Origin of the sequence: Micromonospora sp. DT53, assembly GCF_049841535.1 — a bacterium.
Lineage (GTDB): Bacteria > Actinomycetota > Actinomycetes > Mycobacteriales > Micromonosporaceae > Micromonospora.
Genome location: NZ_JBNCKM010000011.1, coordinates 246,413 through 262,919, shown reverse-complemented (window position 1 = coordinate 262,919; position 16,507 = coordinate 246,413). Strand labels below are relative to the sequence as shown.

Sequence of the window (16,507 nt, the reverse complement as noted above, 5' to 3'; positions counted from 1 at the left end):
CCTCACCTCGCCGCCGAGCCGGCGACGGGGCGGGCGGACCGCTCGCCGTCGGCCTGCCACAGCGTGGTCAGCGATTCACCGAGGTCGTACGCGGGCGCCCACCCGAGCACCCGGTTGGCGCGTTCGACGTCGGCGCACATCCAGGGCACGGCGGCCGAGCGGCTGGCGTCCGGCGCGAAGCTGCCGTCGCGGATGTCGCCGGTGAAGCCGGACACCTCGGCGAGCAGCTGTACGACGTCGCGCGTCGCCACCGCCTTGCCGCTGCCCACGTTGAAGACCCGCGTGGGCCCCGGCCGGCAGCGCGCCGCGGCGAGGACCGCCGTGCCGACGTCCCGCACGTCGACGAAGTCCCGGTACGTGTCGTGCAGGCCCACGGCGATCTCCCCCATTCCGGTGGCGACCGCCGACCTCACCATCGCGGTCACCCGAGTGAGCACGTTGCCCGGCGGCATTCCCGGCCCGACCGGGTTGAAGATCCGCAATACCATCGTGTCGAGTCGGCCGGCATCACCCGCCAACTCCGCCAACCGGGTGGCGGCAAGGTGGCTGAGCCCGTACTCGCTGACGGGTGTGCCCGGGTAGTCCTCGCTGACGGCGAGGCCGTGCGGCACGGCGCCGTACTCGGCGGCCGAGCCGATCCGGATCAGGCGGGCTCCGGGGGCGGCGGCGGCCACCGCCTCGATCAGTTTCGCGGTCGCAACGACGTGCGCCTGCACGAAGTCGTACCCGGAGCCGACGATCCGCCCGGCCGCCGTCACCACCACGTCCGGTCGCTCCCGGGCGACCAGCGCGGTCAGGTCGCGCAGTTCGACCCGGACCAGGTCACACTCCGCGCGGGTGATCGACCGGACGGTGCTGTGGGCGGCCAGCGCCGTGCGGATGTGCCGGCCGAGGAATCCACCGGCGCCCAGGAGCAGGACCCGGCTCATCGCCGGTGGGCGGGGTCGTGTTCGGCGGTCGCCCGCGCGGGCGGGTTGCCGGTGAACTCGTGCCAGGTGGCCGCACCCGGAGCGGAGATCCCCTGGCGGCTGAGCACCACCCAGATCGTGGCCAGGACGATCCGCAGGTCCAGCAGGAAGGAACGGCGGTCGACGTACTCGACGTCGTAGGTGAACTTCGCGTCCCAGTCCAGCGCGTTGCGGCCACGCACCTGGGCCAGGCCGGTGATGCCCGGCCGCACGTCGTGCCGGCGGGCCTGTTCCGGGTTGTAGAGGCTGAGATAGCGGACCAGGTGCGGGCGGGGTCCGACCACGCTCATCTCGCCCCGCAGCACGTTCCAGAACTCCGGCAACTCGTCGAGGCTGCTGGCCCGCAACCAGCGGCCCGCCCGGGTCAGGCGGTCCGCGTCGCTCACCAGCCCCCGGTCCGGGTCGGGGTGGCGCATGGTCCGGAACTTGACCACCTCGAAGAGTTCGCCGTGCAGGCCGGGGCGGGTGTGCCGGAACAGCACCGGACGCCCGTGCGCCACCAGCACGACCAGGGCCACCAGGGCCAGCACGGGAGCGCCGAGCAGCAGGACGAGAAGAGCGCCGAGCACGTCGAGAAGCCGCTTCCAGCGATCGTACGGTCGCCGTGTCGTGGTGCCGTCCCGAGGTTTTTCCCGACCGGTCCGCAGGTCGGAAGCACCAGCACGCGGGTACGCCGCGTGGAGAGCAACTTTTGGCATGGAGTACGCATACCACCTTTCCAGAGCACCAACTCCGTCTTTAGCGCTAACGACTTCGGCGCGTCGACAATGGGGGGCCGAACGGCTACTTCGGCAACGCCGATCCTCGTTCGCGTATTTGTCGAACGGGCCGCCACGAACAGCGAACGCGACTCGGATTCCTCTTAGCGGAAGAAGCCACGGCGCCTCTTATGCACGCGTAGGGTCGCGTTCGACGAGAATCCGATTCCCGAGGATCCCCCCGGGAAACAGGCAGGAGAAGATGTGATTTCCTCGCTTTCGGACCGGCGATTCCTGATCACCGGTGGCACCGGATCATTCGGCCAGACGATGGTCTCCCGACTGCTCGACGCCGGCGCCGCCGAGGTGCGCGTACTCAGCCGTGACGAGTCGAAACAGGACGCGATGCGGCACCGCCTCGGTGACGACCGGGTCCGCTACTACGTCGGTGACGTCCGGGACTACGACAGTGTGCTCAAGGCCGCGCGGGGAATGGAGTTCGTCTTTCACGCCGCGGCCCTCAAGCAGGTTCCCTCGTGCGAGTTCTTCCCGTTGGAGGCCGTGCGCACCAATGTGCTCGGCAGCGCCAACGTGGTGGACGCCTGCGAGCGGGTCGGCGTCGAGGCGCTGGTGCTGCTGAGCACCGACAAGGCCGTCTATCCGGTCAACGCGATGGGCATGACCAAGGCCCTCATGGAGAAGGTCGCGCAGGCGCACTCCCGCAACAATCCCCAAGCCCGTACCCGGGTCTGCTGCGTGCGCTACGGCAACGTCATGTACTCGCGCGGATCGGTGATCCCACTGTTCATCGACCAGATCCTGCGCGGCGGGCTGCCGACGGTGACCGAGCCGTCGATGACCCGGTTCCTGATGTCCCTGCCGCAGTCGGTCGACCTGGTGGAGCACGCCTTCCGGTACGGCCAGCCGGGTGACGTCTTCATCCGCAAGGCCGACGCCTGCACCATCGGCGATCTGGCCACCGCGCTGTGCAACCTGTTCCGGGTCCCGGCGAAGTTCAACGTGCTCGGCATCCGGCACGGGGAGAAGCTGTACGAGACCCTGGCCAGCCGCGAGGAACTCGCCCACGTCGAGGATCTCGGCGAGTTCCTCCGGGTGCCGGTGGACAGCCGTGACCTCAACTACTCCCTCTACTTCGAGGAGGGCGACGTCGAGGGCGGCAGCATGGCCGACTTCCACTCGCACAACGCCCGGCGGCTGTCCGTACCGGAGATCGAGGCGCTGCTGCTGACGCTGCCCGAGGTCCGGACGCAGGTCGAGGCCGCGGCGACGGCGGTCGTAACGGCATGAGCACCGGTACCGGCGGACGGCGACCGGAACTGGTCCCCCGTCGACGCAGCGTTCCCGGCGAGAACGACCCTCGCCCGACGCGACGGGTCCTCGTCGTCGGCGTCACCGGCATGCTCGGCCACGCGGTCATCCGCGAACTCGGCGACGATCCGGAGCTCGACGTCCACGGCATCGCCCGGAGCATCGAGGACCGCGCGGGGTACTACCCCCAGCGGCTGCTCGACCGGATCACCCCGGCCGTCGACGCGACCCGCTTCGGCCAGGTCCGGCAGCTCATCGACGACCTGCGGCCGGACGTCGTGATCAACTGCGTGGGTGTGATCAAGCAACGGCCGGACGTGCAGGACGCGGTGCGGACGGTCACCATCAACGCGCTCTTTCCCCATCTGCTCGCCGACGCCTGCGGGCAACTCGGCAGCCGCCTGATCCACGTCAGCACCGACTGCGTCTTCTCCGGCCGACGGGGCGGCTACGTCGAGGACGACCTGCCGGACCCGCCCGACCTGTACGGGCGGTCCAAGCTGCTGGGTGAGGCGCGCGGGGTCTCCGCGCTCACCCTCCGCACGTCGATCATCGGGCACGAGCTGGTCACGAACCGTTCGCTGGTGGACTGGTTCCTGTCGCAGCGGGTGCGGGTACGCGGCTTCACCCGGGCCATCTACAGCGGCGTGACGACAGTCGAGTTCGCCCGACTGCTCCGTACGGTGATCCTGCCCCGGCCGGAGCTGACCGGGCTCTACCACGTGGCCGCCGAGCCGATCTCCAAGTACGACCTGCTCCGCCTGATCGCCGAGGTGTACGAGTGGCCCGGCGACATCGTGCCGGACGACGAGTTCACCTGCGACCGGTCGATGAAAGCGGACGCCCTCGCCCAGGCCACCGGCTATCGGCCGCCGAACTGGCCGGACATGATCCGGGCGATGCACGCCGCCAGGGCCCGCTGGGCTGTCGAACCGGCCCAACCGGGCCTACAGGACGTGCCTCGCTGAGGGCTGTCCACCCGACGACCGCCGGCAACGCCGGCGGCCGGACTTCAAAGGAACATCACGTGGGAAACCGGATGGGTCAACTGGGCCTGCTCGTCGGCGCGACGTGTCTGGTGGTTATCACCACCATCGCCGCCATCAACGTCCCGCTGGTCGCGACCGGGTTGGTGGGGCTGGTGCTGCTGCTCGCCTTCTCCCGGCGGGTGGACGGCTGGCGGTGGATGCTGGCCCTGACCATGAGCCTTCTGGTCTGCGCCTCGTCGAACGTGCCGGCGCTGGTCGAGGCCAGCTTCTATCCCCGGTACGCGGCGGTCGCCGGCCTGGTCCTCTGGGGGCTCTGCCTTCCGGGCCGGACGCCGACACGCACCGATGTCTGGACCCGCGTGTTCGTCGCCGCGCTCTGGGCGATGGGCGGCCTCGCCACGGTGAGCTTCGCCTGGTCGGTGGTGCCGATGGAGACCCTCCAGCGAGGCGTCGCGCTGCTGCTGCTGGCCGCCCTGGTGCACGTACTCGTCCAGCGCCGGTGGCCCGACCGGGCGGTCATGATGGCCGACCTGCGCGTGGTCTACCTGGTCCTCGCCGCGTCCATCGTGGTCAGTCTCGGCATCGGGCTCGTCGACGGCTCACTCGTCGCCGCGACCTCCAGCGTCACGCGGTTCCAGGGCCTCTACAACAACCCGAACATGCTCGGCATCGTCTGCGCCCTGACGATTCCGTTGGGCTGGGCCGTCTACCGGCAGTCCCGCCGGCACATCGCACTTGTCGGCATGGTGCCGGCCGCCGCCAGCCTCCTGCTGTCCCAGTCGCGTACCGCGCTGATCGCCGTGCTCGTCGGCGCGCTCTGGCTGGTGCTGCGCTACGGGCTCGGCCGGATGGTCCGCCTGGCCGCGGGGGTGACCGCCCTGCTGCTGGTGGCACACCTGCTCAACCTGCTGCCCACCATCTTCGCCGCACCCTGGATGCGCCAGTTCGTCCTGCGCTTCACCGACCCCACCGACGGCGACCTGTCCAACGGGCGGACCCAGATGTGGCAGACGACCATCGACCTGTGGTGGCAGAACCACCCCATGCAGGGCTTCGGGTACGCGTCGCGCAACCACCTGTTCGAGCTCGCCGGCGCCGACGAGTTCTTCGGGACCGCCGGCGTCAGCGTGGTGCACAACAGTTACCTGCAACTGCTGCTGGAGCTGGGGCTCGCCGCCGTGGTACCGCTGGTGCTGCTGCTCGTGGCCGCCGGACGGGTCGTCCTGCGGGCCCCGGTGCGCCGAGCCGACGCGGGTCTCGTCTGGCTGGTCGTCACCGGCCTGTTGATCCAGGTCACCGAGTCGGCCATGTTCGGCACGGGCCAGACCTACCCGTACGTGTTCTGGTCCGTGGTCGCCGCCGCGCTGCTGCACCTGCCGAAGAGGCCGGACCCCACCGACCGGGACGCCGCCGCCCACGCCAACCTGCCGCACACGGAGGCACGCCAGCAGCGGGCCGGCGTGTTCGACGACAAAGCACCGCGGCAACCCGCGGGCCTGCTGCGCTGAGAGCCCGCCGACGGCTGCCACCGGGACGCCCGGACGCGTGCACCCGTGGGCGTCAGCTCAGTTGCCCCGACCGGCCGTCACGAAGGCGCTCACCCGGTCCCGCCAGGCCCGGTGGTCGAACGACTCCGAGGCCCGCGACCGGGCCGCCTTGCTCATCGCCATCCACTCCTCGTCGCGCAGCCGCAGCGCCCGCTCGATGGCGTTACGGACGTCGTCCGGGCCGTTGCCGTCGAGCACCAACCCCTCGACCCCGTCGTGCACATAGGTGGCCAGGTCACTTGTGTGGTTGAGCAGCACCGGGCACCCGGCGGCGAGACTCTCCGGCACCTTTGACGGAAACCCGTTGGCCGCGTACCCGCCGGTGGGGCGGACGAGCATCGAGAAGTGCGACTCCGACAGCAGGGTCAGCACCGTCTCCCGCGGGACGCGACCGAGGAACCGGACGTCGGCCGAGACCGCGTCCAGCACCCCGACGTCCAGGTCCGAGTGGGCGGCGGCGTCGGCGGCGCTGACGCCGGCGATGGTGAGGCTGACCCGCCGCTGGTGCTGCGGGGCGAGCCGGCTGATCCCCCGCAGGATCACGTCGAGCATGTCCTTACGTTCGGGGGTGCCGGCGTAGAGCAGCCGCAGGCCGTCGCTGATCGGCTGTGGTTGTGGCGCCCGGTACTCGTCGCAGTCCACCTGCGGAGGCACCACCAGCACCTCCAGGCCGTGGCCCGTCAGGTAGTCGGCAAGCGTGGTGGAGACCGCCGTGGCCCGGTCGACGAGCCGGGTCGCCAGGAACGTCGACCAGCGATGTCGGACGAAGTACGGGGTGAGCCAGCCGTGGCGGAACTGCCGTCGGTCGTGGCGCTCACTGGCGTCCACCACCACCGGGCACCGCAGCACGAGGCGCAGGGTCGCCCAGTTGCCAAGGGTCAGCAGGGCCATCGGCAACAGCACGGCGCTCACCTCGCCGCGCCCCACGCCGGCCCGGCGGACCGCCCGTAGCACCCGCAGCGGTCGGGCCAGCCGGGCCGACGCGCGGGTGAGGTGGTGCCGACCCCGGATCCGCATGGTGACCAGGTCGATGCCGGCCACGTCGGGCTGCCCGGCCGGAACGGCCACCTCGCAGGGCCAGTCGTTGACGACAAGCGTCTGCGCGCCGTCGGGCGCGGCGGAGCGGGCGAGTTGCAACAGCCGGTTGGAGGTGGCGTCCCCGTGCGGAAACGCGTACGCGCCCACGAGCATTGGACGCGGCCGCTCAGCCCGCCCGGCCGCCCCGGCGTCCAGCCGTGGTCGCCGGCGGATGACGGTTGTCTGATGGTTCATTTCTCTCCCCGTGTCGAGAAGGCTGGCGGTCGGGGTTGCACCGGGTGGTGCGGGCGGGCCGAGACCCACCGTCGGTAGATCGTCAGGTGGGTGGTGGTCGCCGTGTCGATGGCGAAGACGCTGCCCGTGAACCGCTCGGCCGCCGCCGAGGCCAAGGTCTGCTCGGTGTACGACGCCGCCGCGCACACCGCACTCGCCCAGCGCCTCGGTGGGGCGTCGGTGTCGACGATTGTCACGCCGGGTAGGTGCTCGCCGATGAAGCGGACCCCCGGCAGGTCGGCGGCCACCGTGCCGATGCCCAACGCGACGGGTTCCAGCACGCCCCCGGGCAGCCCTTCCAGGCAGGACGGGTGGACCACCACGTCGGCCTGGCTCAGCAGCCCGCCCACGTCGTCGCGCGGGCCCAGCAGATGCACCCGGTCGGCGAGACCGGCGGCGGCCGCCGCCACCCGGACACGCTCGTCGTCGGCGTCGTCGCCCGGCCCGATGAGGACCGCGTGGGCCTCCACTCCCCGAGCCCGCAGCTCGGCGAGGATCGGCGGCAGGAGCCAGCGCCGCTTCTCCGGCGAAGCCCGACCGACGCTGACGCAGACCAGTTCGGCCGGGCGTGCGCCGATCAACTCACGTAGGTCGTCCTGGCTGGGTAGGCGCAGCCGGTCCAGGTCTAGTCCGTTGAGGACCACCTGGCAGCGGGGGTCATCGCGCCAGCGCGGATCGTAGGCGAAGGTGAGCGAGCTGGACGAGACGCCGAGGATGTCGGTGGCGGAGGCCCACAGCAGCCCTTTACAGATCCACCGGTAGACGCGTCGGCGCAGGTTGCGGTGCTGGTTGTCGTCTCCCCGGAAGTGGGCGACGCGGACGCGCACACCGCACAGGGCGGCGAGCGCGAGCAGCACCCCGGAGAAGTTGGCGCAGTCGACGTGCAGCACGTCCGGTCGCAGCCGCCGCAGCAGGCCCAGGAAGCGGGTGGCGAAGCGGAGGTCGAGCGGGATCGGGGTGACCGAGCCGCCGTGCCGACTGACCACGCCAGCCAGCGGGCCGGGACCGATCCGCTCGCTGAGCGTCACCAGGTGCACCTGGACACCGGCCGCCGCGAGCCGGGGTAGCAGTTCCGCGGTCCGCATCTCGGTGCCGCCGAAGTTCAGCTCGCCGACGACGCGCAGCACCCGGCACTCCCCGGTCACGTCGGCTCTCCCCTGCGGAGGGCCCGGCGGTATCCCACCAGCACGGCCGGCCACATGGTGAGCACGTACGCGACGCAGGCCGCCGCCGGCAGGCCGGCGAGCCCGAACTGCCGCAGCCCCCAGATCTTCAGCGCGGTCGCCAGCAGCAGGAACGTGGCCCAGCCGACGAACTGCGGCCGGAGCAGCCCGATGCTGTTCTGCACCAGGATCAGCGGGGAGGTGACCGCGATCAGGAGGGACCAGCTCGCCAGCCCGACCAGGACCGTGACGGGGATTTCGGTGCTGTCGATGCCACCCACCCACCTGTCGATCAGCTGGTGGCCGTAGCCGACCAGCACGACCCCGACCGCCCCCACGATCACCCCGTAGAGCAGCACCATGCGGCGCGTGTTACGGCGCACCCAGGCCACCTCACCCCGGGCCAGAGCGGCGCCGTTGACCGGCCAGACCGTCATACCGACCAGCCCGACGAAGATCGAGAGGACGCCGAACAGCTTCCCCACGACCGCGTAGTGCGCCGCAGTGGTGGGCCCGAGGACGTTCGCGACAAGCGGGCTGTCCACGTTCAGCGCGATCGCCGACATCGCGGTGAGCGCGAAGAACCGCAGACCCAGCCGGAGCAGACCGACGGCGGTGGTCCGGTGCACGAGTTTCGGGCCCGGCCGCCGTCCGCGATCCTGGAACCAGAAGTAGGTCACGCAGTTGAGCAGGTTGGTCACCGGCACGGCCAGCACCGCGCAGGCGATGACCGCCAGTGGCTCCCACCCGGCGGCGATGGCGCCGAGCACGGCCGCCATGGCCACCAGCGCCCCGGCCGACTGCCAGACGTTGCTCTGCACCACCTGGCCACGGGCGTACTGGATCCGCTGGATCAGCGAGAGCGGAATGTTGACCACGAAGGCGCCGAAGCAGAGCAGGACCAGGGCGGGCGCCTCCGCGGCGACACCCGGGTCACTGACGTTGAACAGCGCGGCCCAGGGCACCACGGGAACGACCAGCAGGAGACCCGCCAGCAGCGCCACCGCGACCACCCCGAGGGTGGCGAACGCGCTGGAGACCTCGCGAGCCTGTTGCCGGGGGTCGTCGGCCAGGTGACTGAGCCGGGTGAGCAGCCCGTTGCCCAGCCCCAGATCGGCGAACCACGCCATCCCGGTGAGGGCGGTGACCGCCATCCACAGGCCGTACCGTTGGTCGCCGAGGAACCGGAAGCAGGCCGGGGTGATGACCAGTGGTGCGGCCAGGCCGATACCCTTCGCCACCATCGCGGCGGCGATGCCCACGGTGACCGTGCGGTCCCGATCCTTCGACGCCGCCGGGGTCAAGGCGGCGGGCGCGACAGTGGTGTCGGCAGGTGCCGCGGCGGCCGGAACCGCCGCCACCGAGGCCACCGGCTCCGGTACGGCCCGACTCGCTGCCTGGGTCACCGAGGTGCGGCGGCTACGGCACGCTCGGCGTCCAACCGACCGGCCATCCACTCGACTGTCGCGCGCAGGCCCTCCGAGCGGGCGACCGGTGCGACGTCCGGGAACAGCTGCCGCAGCGTGGCGTTGTCGGCCAGGGAGTGCGCGACGTCGCCGGTGCGCGGCTGCGCGTACTCGCGGGCGATCGGCCGGCCGCACAACCACTCCAGCTCGTCGAGGACCCGCAGCAGGCTGGCCCGGGCGCCGAAGGCGAGGTTGACCGGGTGCGGGTGGTGTACCCGGCGGCGGAGCGCGTCGAGGATGACGTCGCAGACGGTGCCGACGTAGGTGAAGTCGCGCGACTGCGTCCCGTCGCCGTGCACCACTGCGGGTTCGTCGCGCAGGGCGGCGTGCACGAAGCGGGGGATGACGGCCGCGTAGGCGTGGTCGTGTCGCTGGCCCGGGCCGAAGACGTTGAAGAAGCGGAAGGCCAACGTCGGCAGCCCGAACGACGCCTGGTGGGCCAGGGCGTACGCCTCGGTGGCGAGCTTGCTGGCCGCGTACGGGCTCATCGGGCGGGTCCAGGTCAGCTCGGTCTTGGGCAGCGCCGGGTTCATGCCGTACACCGACGAGGACGAGGCGACGAGGACGTGCCCGACCCGGTGTCGCCGCGCCGCCTCCAACACCATGAGAGTGCCTGTCGCGTTCGCGTGGTGGGAGGCCAACGGGTCGTTCAGCGAGCGGGGGACGCTGGGCAGCGCGGCCAGGTGGACCACCGCCTCGCAGCCCGCCATCGCCACGTCCAGGGCGGCCGGGTCCAGGATCGAGCCCTCGATCAGCTCGACGTCCAGGCCGTCGAGGTTGGCCCGCAGCCCGATCGAGAGGTCGTCGAGGACGGTAACCCCCTGGACGGCGGGATCGACCATCGCGGCACGGGCCAGATTGGACCCGATGAAACCGGCTCCGCCGGTGATCAAAGTGCGCATAGAACCCCCCGTTTACGCGTGAAAGCCAGCTTATAGACTCAAAACGGACAACGTGCTGGTGTCGACGACAGATTCACCCTGTCCGGGTGCTGACCGTGAGAACGACCTCCCTGCCTCGACGGCGCACAGTGAGAATTCGTCGTCAGTGCGTTCGCGGTGGAGGTGCCGACAATGCCCGAGCTGATCGTCTACCGGTTCAATGCCCTGATGTCCGTCCGGTCGCGCTTCGACAGCACCAGGGACCTGGTCATGCCGGCCAACCTCGCGTACGCCGAGTCGATGGTCGGCATGTGGCACTCGGGTCTTCCCCAGGTCACGCTGGTGCCCTCGACGGCGACCGACGCCCAGGTGTGGCCGGTGATGTCCGCAGTCGGAACGAAGATCCACGACACCGCCGACGACAACTGCCCGATCAACACCGGCTGGTCGTACGTCGGCGGCAACCACGGCTACAACGTCGGCAACCAGATCGTCGTCACCAACCACGGCAAGACGACAGTCGACGTGGGCTCGCAGTGGACCGACGGGACGCGCACCTTCACCCTGCTGGCCATCACCAGCGCGGACAGCCTGCTCTTCGGCAACCCGTACACGATCGTCGACGGCATCGCGCAGGGCGCCCGGGTCAAGCCGGCCGCGCCCCTCACCCACCTGTCGGGGGCGACCCACACAGCCACCGTGCCGATCACGGGTCTGACGCCCGACGTGCAGATCCGCCCGGCCACCCACTCCCACACGGTGACTGTCGAACTCGACGGGCGGCCGGTACCGGACGGCCGGTCCACGGGGCAGGAGCTGACGATCCGGGAGTCGTACCTGATCCCGTCCTACCGAGGAATGATCGACACCGCCCGGGCGAACATCGGCACACCGATCGCCACGATCATGTCCCGGATCCCGTCCCTGTGCCGCATCTCCAACGTCTACCGCTGGTCGCAGGGGGGTCTGGTGGTCGGGCAGACGGTGGCCGCGCTGGAGCGCTTCGCAGTGAACGCCGGGGTGACCCAGTGCCAGCCGCTCACCCCGGTGGCCGGCGGCACCCGCCTGCAGTTCATGCCGAACGTGGGCGCGGCCGGCGGCCTGAACTGGTCGGTGTGGGCGAACATCGACACGCTGCCGGCCCTCACCGACTTCACCCCGGCGACCCTGAAAAACCGGCTGATGCCGGCGAGCAGCATGACCCAGTGGGTGGTCACCAGCGGCCAGGTCCAGCAGTGGGGCATCGCCGTCGGTCTGCTGCCGGTCGCCGACGGCGTGCCCGAGATCCGGGCCCGGCACACCACGGCCAAGGGCTGGTTCATCAGCTCCACCCAGAAGAAGAACTACCCGCAGCTGGTGTGGGGTCGCACCCTCGAAGCCGGCGAATCCGTGACCGGCACCGCCTACCGGCGTTACCTGGCGCCGCCCTCGGCGGCCACGGAGATCGTCGTTTCGGACTCCACCCACGACTTCGTGATGATCGAACGGGTCGACCCCGTCGCCCAGACCCAGATGGCAGCGCCCCAGCTGTTCCACCGGCTGCTGGTCCCGGCCGGCCCGACGAACCTCACCGTGCCGGACCGGGTCGCCGTCACCGGGATCTCGTACGGCATGACGGTCCCCACCGGGTACGGGATGTGGCGCGCGGAGCCCGACCCGGCACCGGTGGGGCCGCTACCCGGGGCGACCTGCCCGCGCGGCAGTTACTTCCTCCCCCTCGCTGGCCCGACCCAGACCGTCACCTACACCGGTAGCTACCAGTCGCTCCTGCTGCACCCGGTGTACCTGGCAGAACCCACCCCGGTCGACCGGGTCTGCGTCGAGGTCACCGTGGCCGGCACCGGCGTGGTGCGCCACGGCGTGTACGCCCACGATCCGGCGACCGGCCGTCCCGCCGTCCTCGGCCCGATCGCCGACTTCGACACCGTCACCGTCACGTCGGTGGGTGTACGGGAGTCGGTGTTGACCGCTCCCGTGATGCTGCCCGCCGGCTGGCACTGGTATGGGCACGTCTGGCAGACCAACGGTGTCACCCCGCCCACGTTGCGGGTCAGCAGCGCCGGCGCCGCCACCACCCTCAACCTCGGCACCAGTTCGGCGGCGATGACCGGGGACCGGTTCGGTTACGTGGTGACCGGGACGACAGGCGCGTTGGGAGCGATCACCATCGCCGGCGTCCACCAACTGCCGCCACCACGAGTCGCGTACCGGCGGGCCTGAACGGACCGTCGCGCCCGGCGCACGGGTCAGACGGTGGTGACCCCGTAGATCCTCCTCATCGCCTCGTGCTTCTCCGGGACGGGAAGGTGCCCGATGCCCAGCGACTTGGCCTGCAACCGTTCGAGGTACTCGTCGGTGGTCCGCAGCGGTCGCGCCGGGACACCGGCCACCACCGTGTTGTCCGGGATGTCACGCGTGACTATCGAGCCCGCCCCGATGACGCACCGGTTTCCGATCGTGACGCCGGCCAGGATCATCGACCGCATACCGATGTAGACGTCGTCGCCGATCGTGATCGGGGCGGTCCAGTCCAGGTCGGGGTGGTCCTTGCGCAGGATCAACGTCCCCCCGTCGTGGGTGACGAACTGCACCTCGGAGGTGATGTAGACGTTGTCTCCGATGGTGATCAGCCATGGCTCCGAGCCGAACATCGCCCGGCTGATCCCGTAGAAGCGGACCCGTCCGGTCAGGTTCACCCCGAGGGACCGCGCGAACGCCTCGGGGTCACGGGTGGCGGCCAGGTGGTCCTGGACTCGTCGGACCATCGTACGAACGCGACTGGGCACGTGCTGTCCTCGCTCATCGGGGCCTATCGGGGTGACGGACGACGGACCCATCGCGCGGGCCCAGCCATTGCAACGAGGCAGTTCCAGCCCGAGTGACGCGGTCGCGGCCAGCCGGATCAGCCGCAGGGTCGCGGCCGGCCGGATCAGCCGCAGGGTCGCGGCCGGCCGGATCAGCCGCAGGGTCGCGGCCGGCCGGATCAGCCGCAGAATCGCCTGGCGTGGTCCAGCACGTTGAGTTCTCGGAGTTGTTGTCGCCAGAGCCGGTACCGCCGACCCGCGGTCTCCTTCGCCTCGGCGCGCTCCCCGGCGGACCGGTCGGCCAGCCGGTCGAGGGTCTCGCTCAGGGCGGCCGCCGTCGCCGGCCGGACCACCGCTCCTCCGCCGGCGGCGATCAGCTCGCTGAATGGCGTCGCGTCGGAGCAGACCACCGGGCAGCCGGACGCCAGGCTCTCCAGGATGACGTGCCCGTAGTTCTCGCCCAGCGTGGGGAAGAGGAAGGCGTCATATCGTCTGAAGGTCACCATCACCTCGTCCGCCTTGAGTTCCCCGAGGTAGCGGACCCGGACATGGTCGGGCATCGCGTCGAGGAGGCGTCGGCAACACGCCCAGTACTGCTCGTCCTCCCGTGGACCGTAGATGTCGAACTCCAGCGGGCGCGTTGCGCCGGCGACCGCCTCCAATGCCCTGGTGAGGTTCTTCATCGGGGAGATCCGGCCGACGAACACCAACCGCAGCGGTCCGTCGTGCGCGACGGCCCGGGGCGCCGGCTGCTCCGGGATAGGGCACTCGTTGCCGTTCAGCATGATCTGGGCCCATGGCATGTTGGCGCGGATCTGGTCCTCCTCCAACCGGCTGCACGCCTGCCAGCGCACGTCCAGCCGACGCAGGAGCGGGGCCCAGACCGCCAGGAAGAGCCGCTTCTTGCGCGCCTTGATGGCGAGCGCGCCGGGCGAGAGCTCGCCGCGCGGGGCCAGCATGATCGCGCGGACGCGCACCAACCGCAGCGCCACCGCCAGGATCGGCAGCACCGAGAAGAGCGACCAGAGGCTGTTGACGTAGATCAGGTCGAGCGGGCGGGACCGGATGTGCCGCGCCAGTCGGACCCAGTGCCGCATCGCGAACGAGCCGAGGTAGAAGACGGCGCAGCGGTCGTCGCGGCGCACCAGCCGCCCGGACAGTCCCGGGTAGGGCGTGGACGAGGAGAGGTCCCGGTCTCCGGTGACCAGTGTGACGTCGAGGTCGTCCGGCAGGGTGTCGAGGATGAACCGCAGGGACCTGATCGGCCCGCCACCCCGAAAGCCCGGCTCGAACACGCGAGCGGTGGCGAGCACCCGGTACCCCGCGGTGGTCGCGGACCGCGCTGACCCGCTCGGTGTTTCTTCGCTGTCGGGGAGACGCGACTTTGTCAGATCGTTCACCTTCGGCCCACCTTCCAGACTGCTGTCCCGGCGTCGGCACGGGCCCGCCGGCACCTGGAACGCGCGAGGCTTGACCAAGGCGTCACCACCCACCCGTCACCATCGGCACCGGTAACCGGTTCAGTTGACGGAGAGCGGCCAGCGTTCTCCGGAGCCGAGGGAGCCGCGGTTGACGACCGACGTAGTGATCGTAGGCACGGGTGGGATGGGCCGCGAGGTATATGGCGTTATTTGGCTATTGAACACCATTGCGGACGGTGCACCGCCGTGGCGGGTTCTGGGCTTCGTCGACGACTACCCGACCGAGTCCAACGTCGATTCGGTACAGCGCCTCGGCGTTGCCTTCCTCGGCCCGACCCGGTGGCTGGCCGCCCAACCGGCCAGCACTCACGTGGTGCTCGGCGTCGGACATCCGAGGCTGCGTCGCGAGACCGACCAGGCCGTTGCCCGGTACGGCCTACCGGCCGCCACAGTGGTGCATCCGACCGCGGAGATCGGCCCCGACTGCGTCCACCAGCAGGGGCTGTTCGCCGCCGGTGGCGCCCGGGTGACGACGAACGTGCTGATGGGGCGGCACGTGCACCTCAATCAGAACTGCACGGTGGGACACGACACAGTGCTCGGCGACCATGTATCGATCAATCCGCTCGCTGCGGTCTCCGGCTACTGCCGGCTGGAGGACGGCGTCCTGGTGGGCACCACGGCCGCGATCCTGCCGAAGCTGACAGTTGGCCGGGACGCCACAGTGGGCGCCGGTGCCTGCGTGACCCGCGACGTCGCCCCGGGCCTCGTGGTCACAGGTGTGCCGGCCCGGCCGGTGGACCGGTCAGCGGCGGATGCCCGCCCAGTCGTGATGGCGGCGCACCGTCGACAGGATGAAGTCGACCACCCGGCGTGACGTGTCGGGGACCTGGTAGTCGAGCGGGCAGGCGACCGAGCCGTCGGCCACCTGCGCGACCACGACCCGGATGGCCTCGACCACCCCGTCGGGCTCCAGGCCGGTCATCACGATCGCCCCGCTGTCCAGTGCCTCGGGACGCTCGATGGACTCGCGCAGGGTCACCGCCGGGAACCCGAGAATCGCGGCCTCCTCGCTGACGGTGCCGCTGTCGGAGAGGGTGCATCGGGCATGCCGTTGCAGGGTCACGTAGTCGAAGAAGCCGAACGGCTCGTGGAAGGCGACGCCGTCGAGGTGCAGGCCGTCGCCCGCGAGCGCCTCCAGCCGTTTGCGGGTACGAGGATGCGTGGAGACCAGCAGCGGCAGCCGCCACTCGTCACGGACCGCCCGCAGGCAGTCCAGCAACCGACGGAGCCGGTCCGGGTGGTCGACGTTCTCCTGCCGGTGCGCGCTGACGACGAAGTAGCCTCCCGGTTCGAGTTCGAGTTGGGCCAGCACGGTGGACCGCTCGATCTGCCGCCGGTAGTGGTCGAGCACCTCGCGCATCGGTGAGCCGGTGTGCAGGATGCGGCGCGGGTGCAACCCCTCGGCGAGCAGGTTGCGCCGGGCGTGCTCCGAGTAGACCAGGTTGAAGTCGGCGATGTGGTCGACCATGCACCGGTTGGTCTCCTCCGGCACGTTCAAATCGAAGCAACGGTTGCCGGCCTCCATGTGGTACACCGGCACGTTCATCCGCCGGGCCATCAGCGCCGAGATCGCGCTGTTGGTGTCACCGAGCACCAGCAGCGCGTCCGGGCGCAGCTCGGTGATCGCCCTCTCCGTACCGACCAGGACCGCGCCGAGGAGGCTGCCGAGCGATCGGGTGTCGGCCCGCAGGAAGAGGTCAGGCGCTCGGACACCCAACTCGCTGAAGAAGACGTCGGAGAGCGCGGGATCCCAGTTCTGCCCGGTGTGCACCAGTGTGTGGTCCACGGTCCGGTCGAGTGTGTCAATCACCCGGGCCAGCCGGATGATCTCCGGCCTGGTCCCGACGACGGTCATCACGCGGGTCAC

The 16,507-nt window shown here is 70.6% G+C and carries 14 protein-coding genes; 5 read left to right on the top strand and 9 right to left on the bottom strand.

Annotated elements, in window-relative coordinates; translation table 11 throughout:
• Positions 1–2: 2 nt before the first annotated feature.
• Together ACLQ3B_RS29615 and ACLQ3B_RS29610 are read right to left on the bottom strand one after the other, a co-directional pair.
• On the bottom strand, positions 3–929 hold the full coding sequence (locus ACLQ3B_RS29615; protein WP_425783983.1) for an NAD-dependent epimerase/dehydratase family protein: 927 nt from the start codon (positions 927–929) through the stop codon (positions 3–5).
• On the bottom strand, positions 926–1,537 hold the full coding sequence (locus tag ACLQ3B_RS29610; RefSeq protein ID WP_425783982.1) for a sugar transferase: 612 nt from the start codon (positions 1,535–1,537) through the stop codon (positions 926–928). Before ACLQ3B_RS29610 ends, ACLQ3B_RS29615 begins: the two co-directional genes overlap by 4 nt.
• A gap of 393 nt (positions 1,538–1,930) precedes the next feature.
• Here ACLQ3B_RS29610 and ACLQ3B_RS29605 point away from each other — a divergent pair, with 393 nt between their 5' ends.
• From ACLQ3B_RS29605 to ACLQ3B_RS29595, 3 genes are read left to right on the top strand one after another with little or no spacing between them, the layout of a single operon-like run.
• Entirely contained in the window at positions 1,931–2,974 is a 1,044-nt protein-coding gene (locus ACLQ3B_RS29605; protein WP_425783981.1) for a polysaccharide biosynthesis protein, read from the top strand.
• Positions 2,971–3,963, top strand: coding sequence for a dTDP-4-dehydrorhamnose reductase family protein (locus ACLQ3B_RS29600; RefSeq protein ID WP_425783980.1), 993 nt, complete (start codon positions 2,971–2,973; stop codon positions 3,961–3,963). The genes ACLQ3B_RS29605 and ACLQ3B_RS29600 overlap by 4 nt, the downstream gene beginning before the upstream one ends.
• 59 nt (positions 3,964–4,022) lie before the next feature.
• Positions 4,023–5,492, top strand: coding sequence for an O-antigen ligase family protein (locus tag ACLQ3B_RS29595; RefSeq protein ID WP_425783979.1), 1,470 nt, complete (start codon positions 4,023–4,025; stop codon positions 5,490–5,492).
• 57 nt (positions 5,493–5,549) lie between these two features.
• Here ACLQ3B_RS29595 and ACLQ3B_RS29590 read toward each other — a convergent pair whose 3' ends face one another.
• Genes ACLQ3B_RS29590 through ACLQ3B_RS29575 form a run of 4 tightly spaced genes read right to left on the bottom strand, consistent with a single transcriptional unit; the run spans position 5,550 to position 10,373 of the window.
• Entirely contained in the window at positions 5,550–6,803 is a 1,254-nt protein-coding gene (locus ACLQ3B_RS29590; RefSeq protein ID WP_425783978.1) for a glycosyltransferase, read from the bottom strand.
• Complete coding sequence (locus ACLQ3B_RS29585) at positions 6,800–7,987, bottom strand: glycosyltransferase (protein WP_425783977.1); 1,188 nt, start codon at positions 7,985–7,987, stop codon at positions 6,800–6,802. The genes ACLQ3B_RS29590 and ACLQ3B_RS29585 overlap by 4 nt, the downstream gene beginning before the upstream one ends.
• Positions 7,984–9,411, bottom strand: a complete 1,428-nt coding sequence (locus ACLQ3B_RS29580; protein WP_425783976.1) for a lipopolysaccharide biosynthesis protein — start codon at positions 9,409–9,411, stop codon at positions 7,984–7,986. The genes ACLQ3B_RS29585 and ACLQ3B_RS29580 overlap by 4 nt, the downstream gene beginning before the upstream one ends.
• Positions 9,408–10,373 (bottom strand): NAD-dependent epimerase/dehydratase family protein, encoded by a 966-nt coding sequence (locus tag ACLQ3B_RS29575; RefSeq protein ID WP_425783975.1) that lies wholly within the window; start codon positions 10,371–10,373, stop codon positions 9,408–9,410. Before ACLQ3B_RS29575 ends, ACLQ3B_RS29580 begins: the two co-directional genes overlap by 4 nt.
• A 171-nt stretch (positions 10,374–10,544) precedes the next feature.
• On the opposite strand from ACLQ3B_RS29575, the gene ACLQ3B_RS29570 reads away from it, so the two are divergent.
• Complete coding sequence (locus tag ACLQ3B_RS29570; protein WP_425783974.1) at positions 10,545–12,572, top strand: hypothetical protein; 2,028 nt, start codon at positions 10,545–10,547, stop codon at positions 12,570–12,572.
• 26 nt (positions 12,573–12,598) lie between these two features.
• On the opposite strand, the gene ACLQ3B_RS29565 is transcribed toward ACLQ3B_RS29570, so the two are convergent.
• Together ACLQ3B_RS29565 and ACLQ3B_RS29560 are read right to left on the bottom strand one after the other, a co-directional pair.
• Positions 12,599–13,117, bottom strand: coding sequence for an acyltransferase (locus tag ACLQ3B_RS29565; RefSeq protein WP_425783973.1), 519 nt, complete (start codon positions 13,115–13,117; stop codon positions 12,599–12,601).
• A gap of 218 nt (positions 13,118–13,335) precedes the next feature.
• Complete coding sequence (locus ACLQ3B_RS29560) at positions 13,336–14,556, bottom strand: glycosyltransferase (RefSeq protein WP_425783972.1); 1,221 nt, start codon at positions 14,554–14,556, stop codon at positions 13,336–13,338.
• A 184-nt stretch (positions 14,557–14,740) separates the two neighbouring features.
• Here ACLQ3B_RS29560 and ACLQ3B_RS29555 point away from each other — a divergent pair, with 184 nt between their 5' ends.
• Positions 14,741–15,454 (top strand): acetyltransferase, encoded by a 714-nt coding sequence (locus tag ACLQ3B_RS29555; RefSeq protein WP_425784007.1) that lies wholly within the window; start codon positions 14,741–14,743, stop codon positions 15,452–15,454.
• Here the strand turns inward: ACLQ3B_RS29555 and wecB are convergent.
• Positions 15,383–16,507, bottom strand: a complete 1,125-nt coding sequence (wecB, locus tag ACLQ3B_RS29550; protein ID WP_425783971.1) for a non-hydrolyzing UDP-N-acetylglucosamine 2-epimerase — start codon at positions 16,505–16,507, stop codon at positions 15,383–15,385. The two genes, ACLQ3B_RS29555 and wecB, sit on opposite strands and share 72 nt — an antisense overlap.

What these genes read in the sequence shown, in the direction of transcription:
- ACLQ3B_RS29615 (WP_425783983.1), bottom strand. Translation starts at nt 929, where the DNA reads ATGAGCCGGGTCCTGCTCCTGGGCGCCGGTGGATTCCTCGGCCGGCAC.
- ACLQ3B_RS29600 (WP_425783980.1), top strand. Translation starts at nt 2,971, where the DNA reads ATGAGCACCGGTACCGGCGGACGGCGACCGGAACTGGTCCCCCGTCGA.
- ACLQ3B_RS29590 (WP_425783978.1), bottom strand. Translation starts at nt 6,803, where the DNA reads ATGAACCATCAGACAACCGTCATCCGCCGGCGACCACGGCTGGACGCC.
- ACLQ3B_RS29575 (WP_425783975.1), bottom strand. Translation starts at nt 10,373, where the DNA reads ATGCGCACTTTGATCACCGGCGGAGCCGGTTTCATCGGGTCCAATCTG.
- ACLQ3B_RS29570 (WP_425783974.1), top strand. Translation starts at nt 10,545, where the DNA reads ATGCCCGAGCTGATCGTCTACCGGTTCAATGCCCTGATGTCCGTCCGG.
- ACLQ3B_RS29565 (WP_425783973.1), bottom strand. Translation starts at nt 13,117, where the DNA reads ATGGTCCGACGAGTCCAGGACCACCTGGCCGCCACCCGTGACCCCGAG.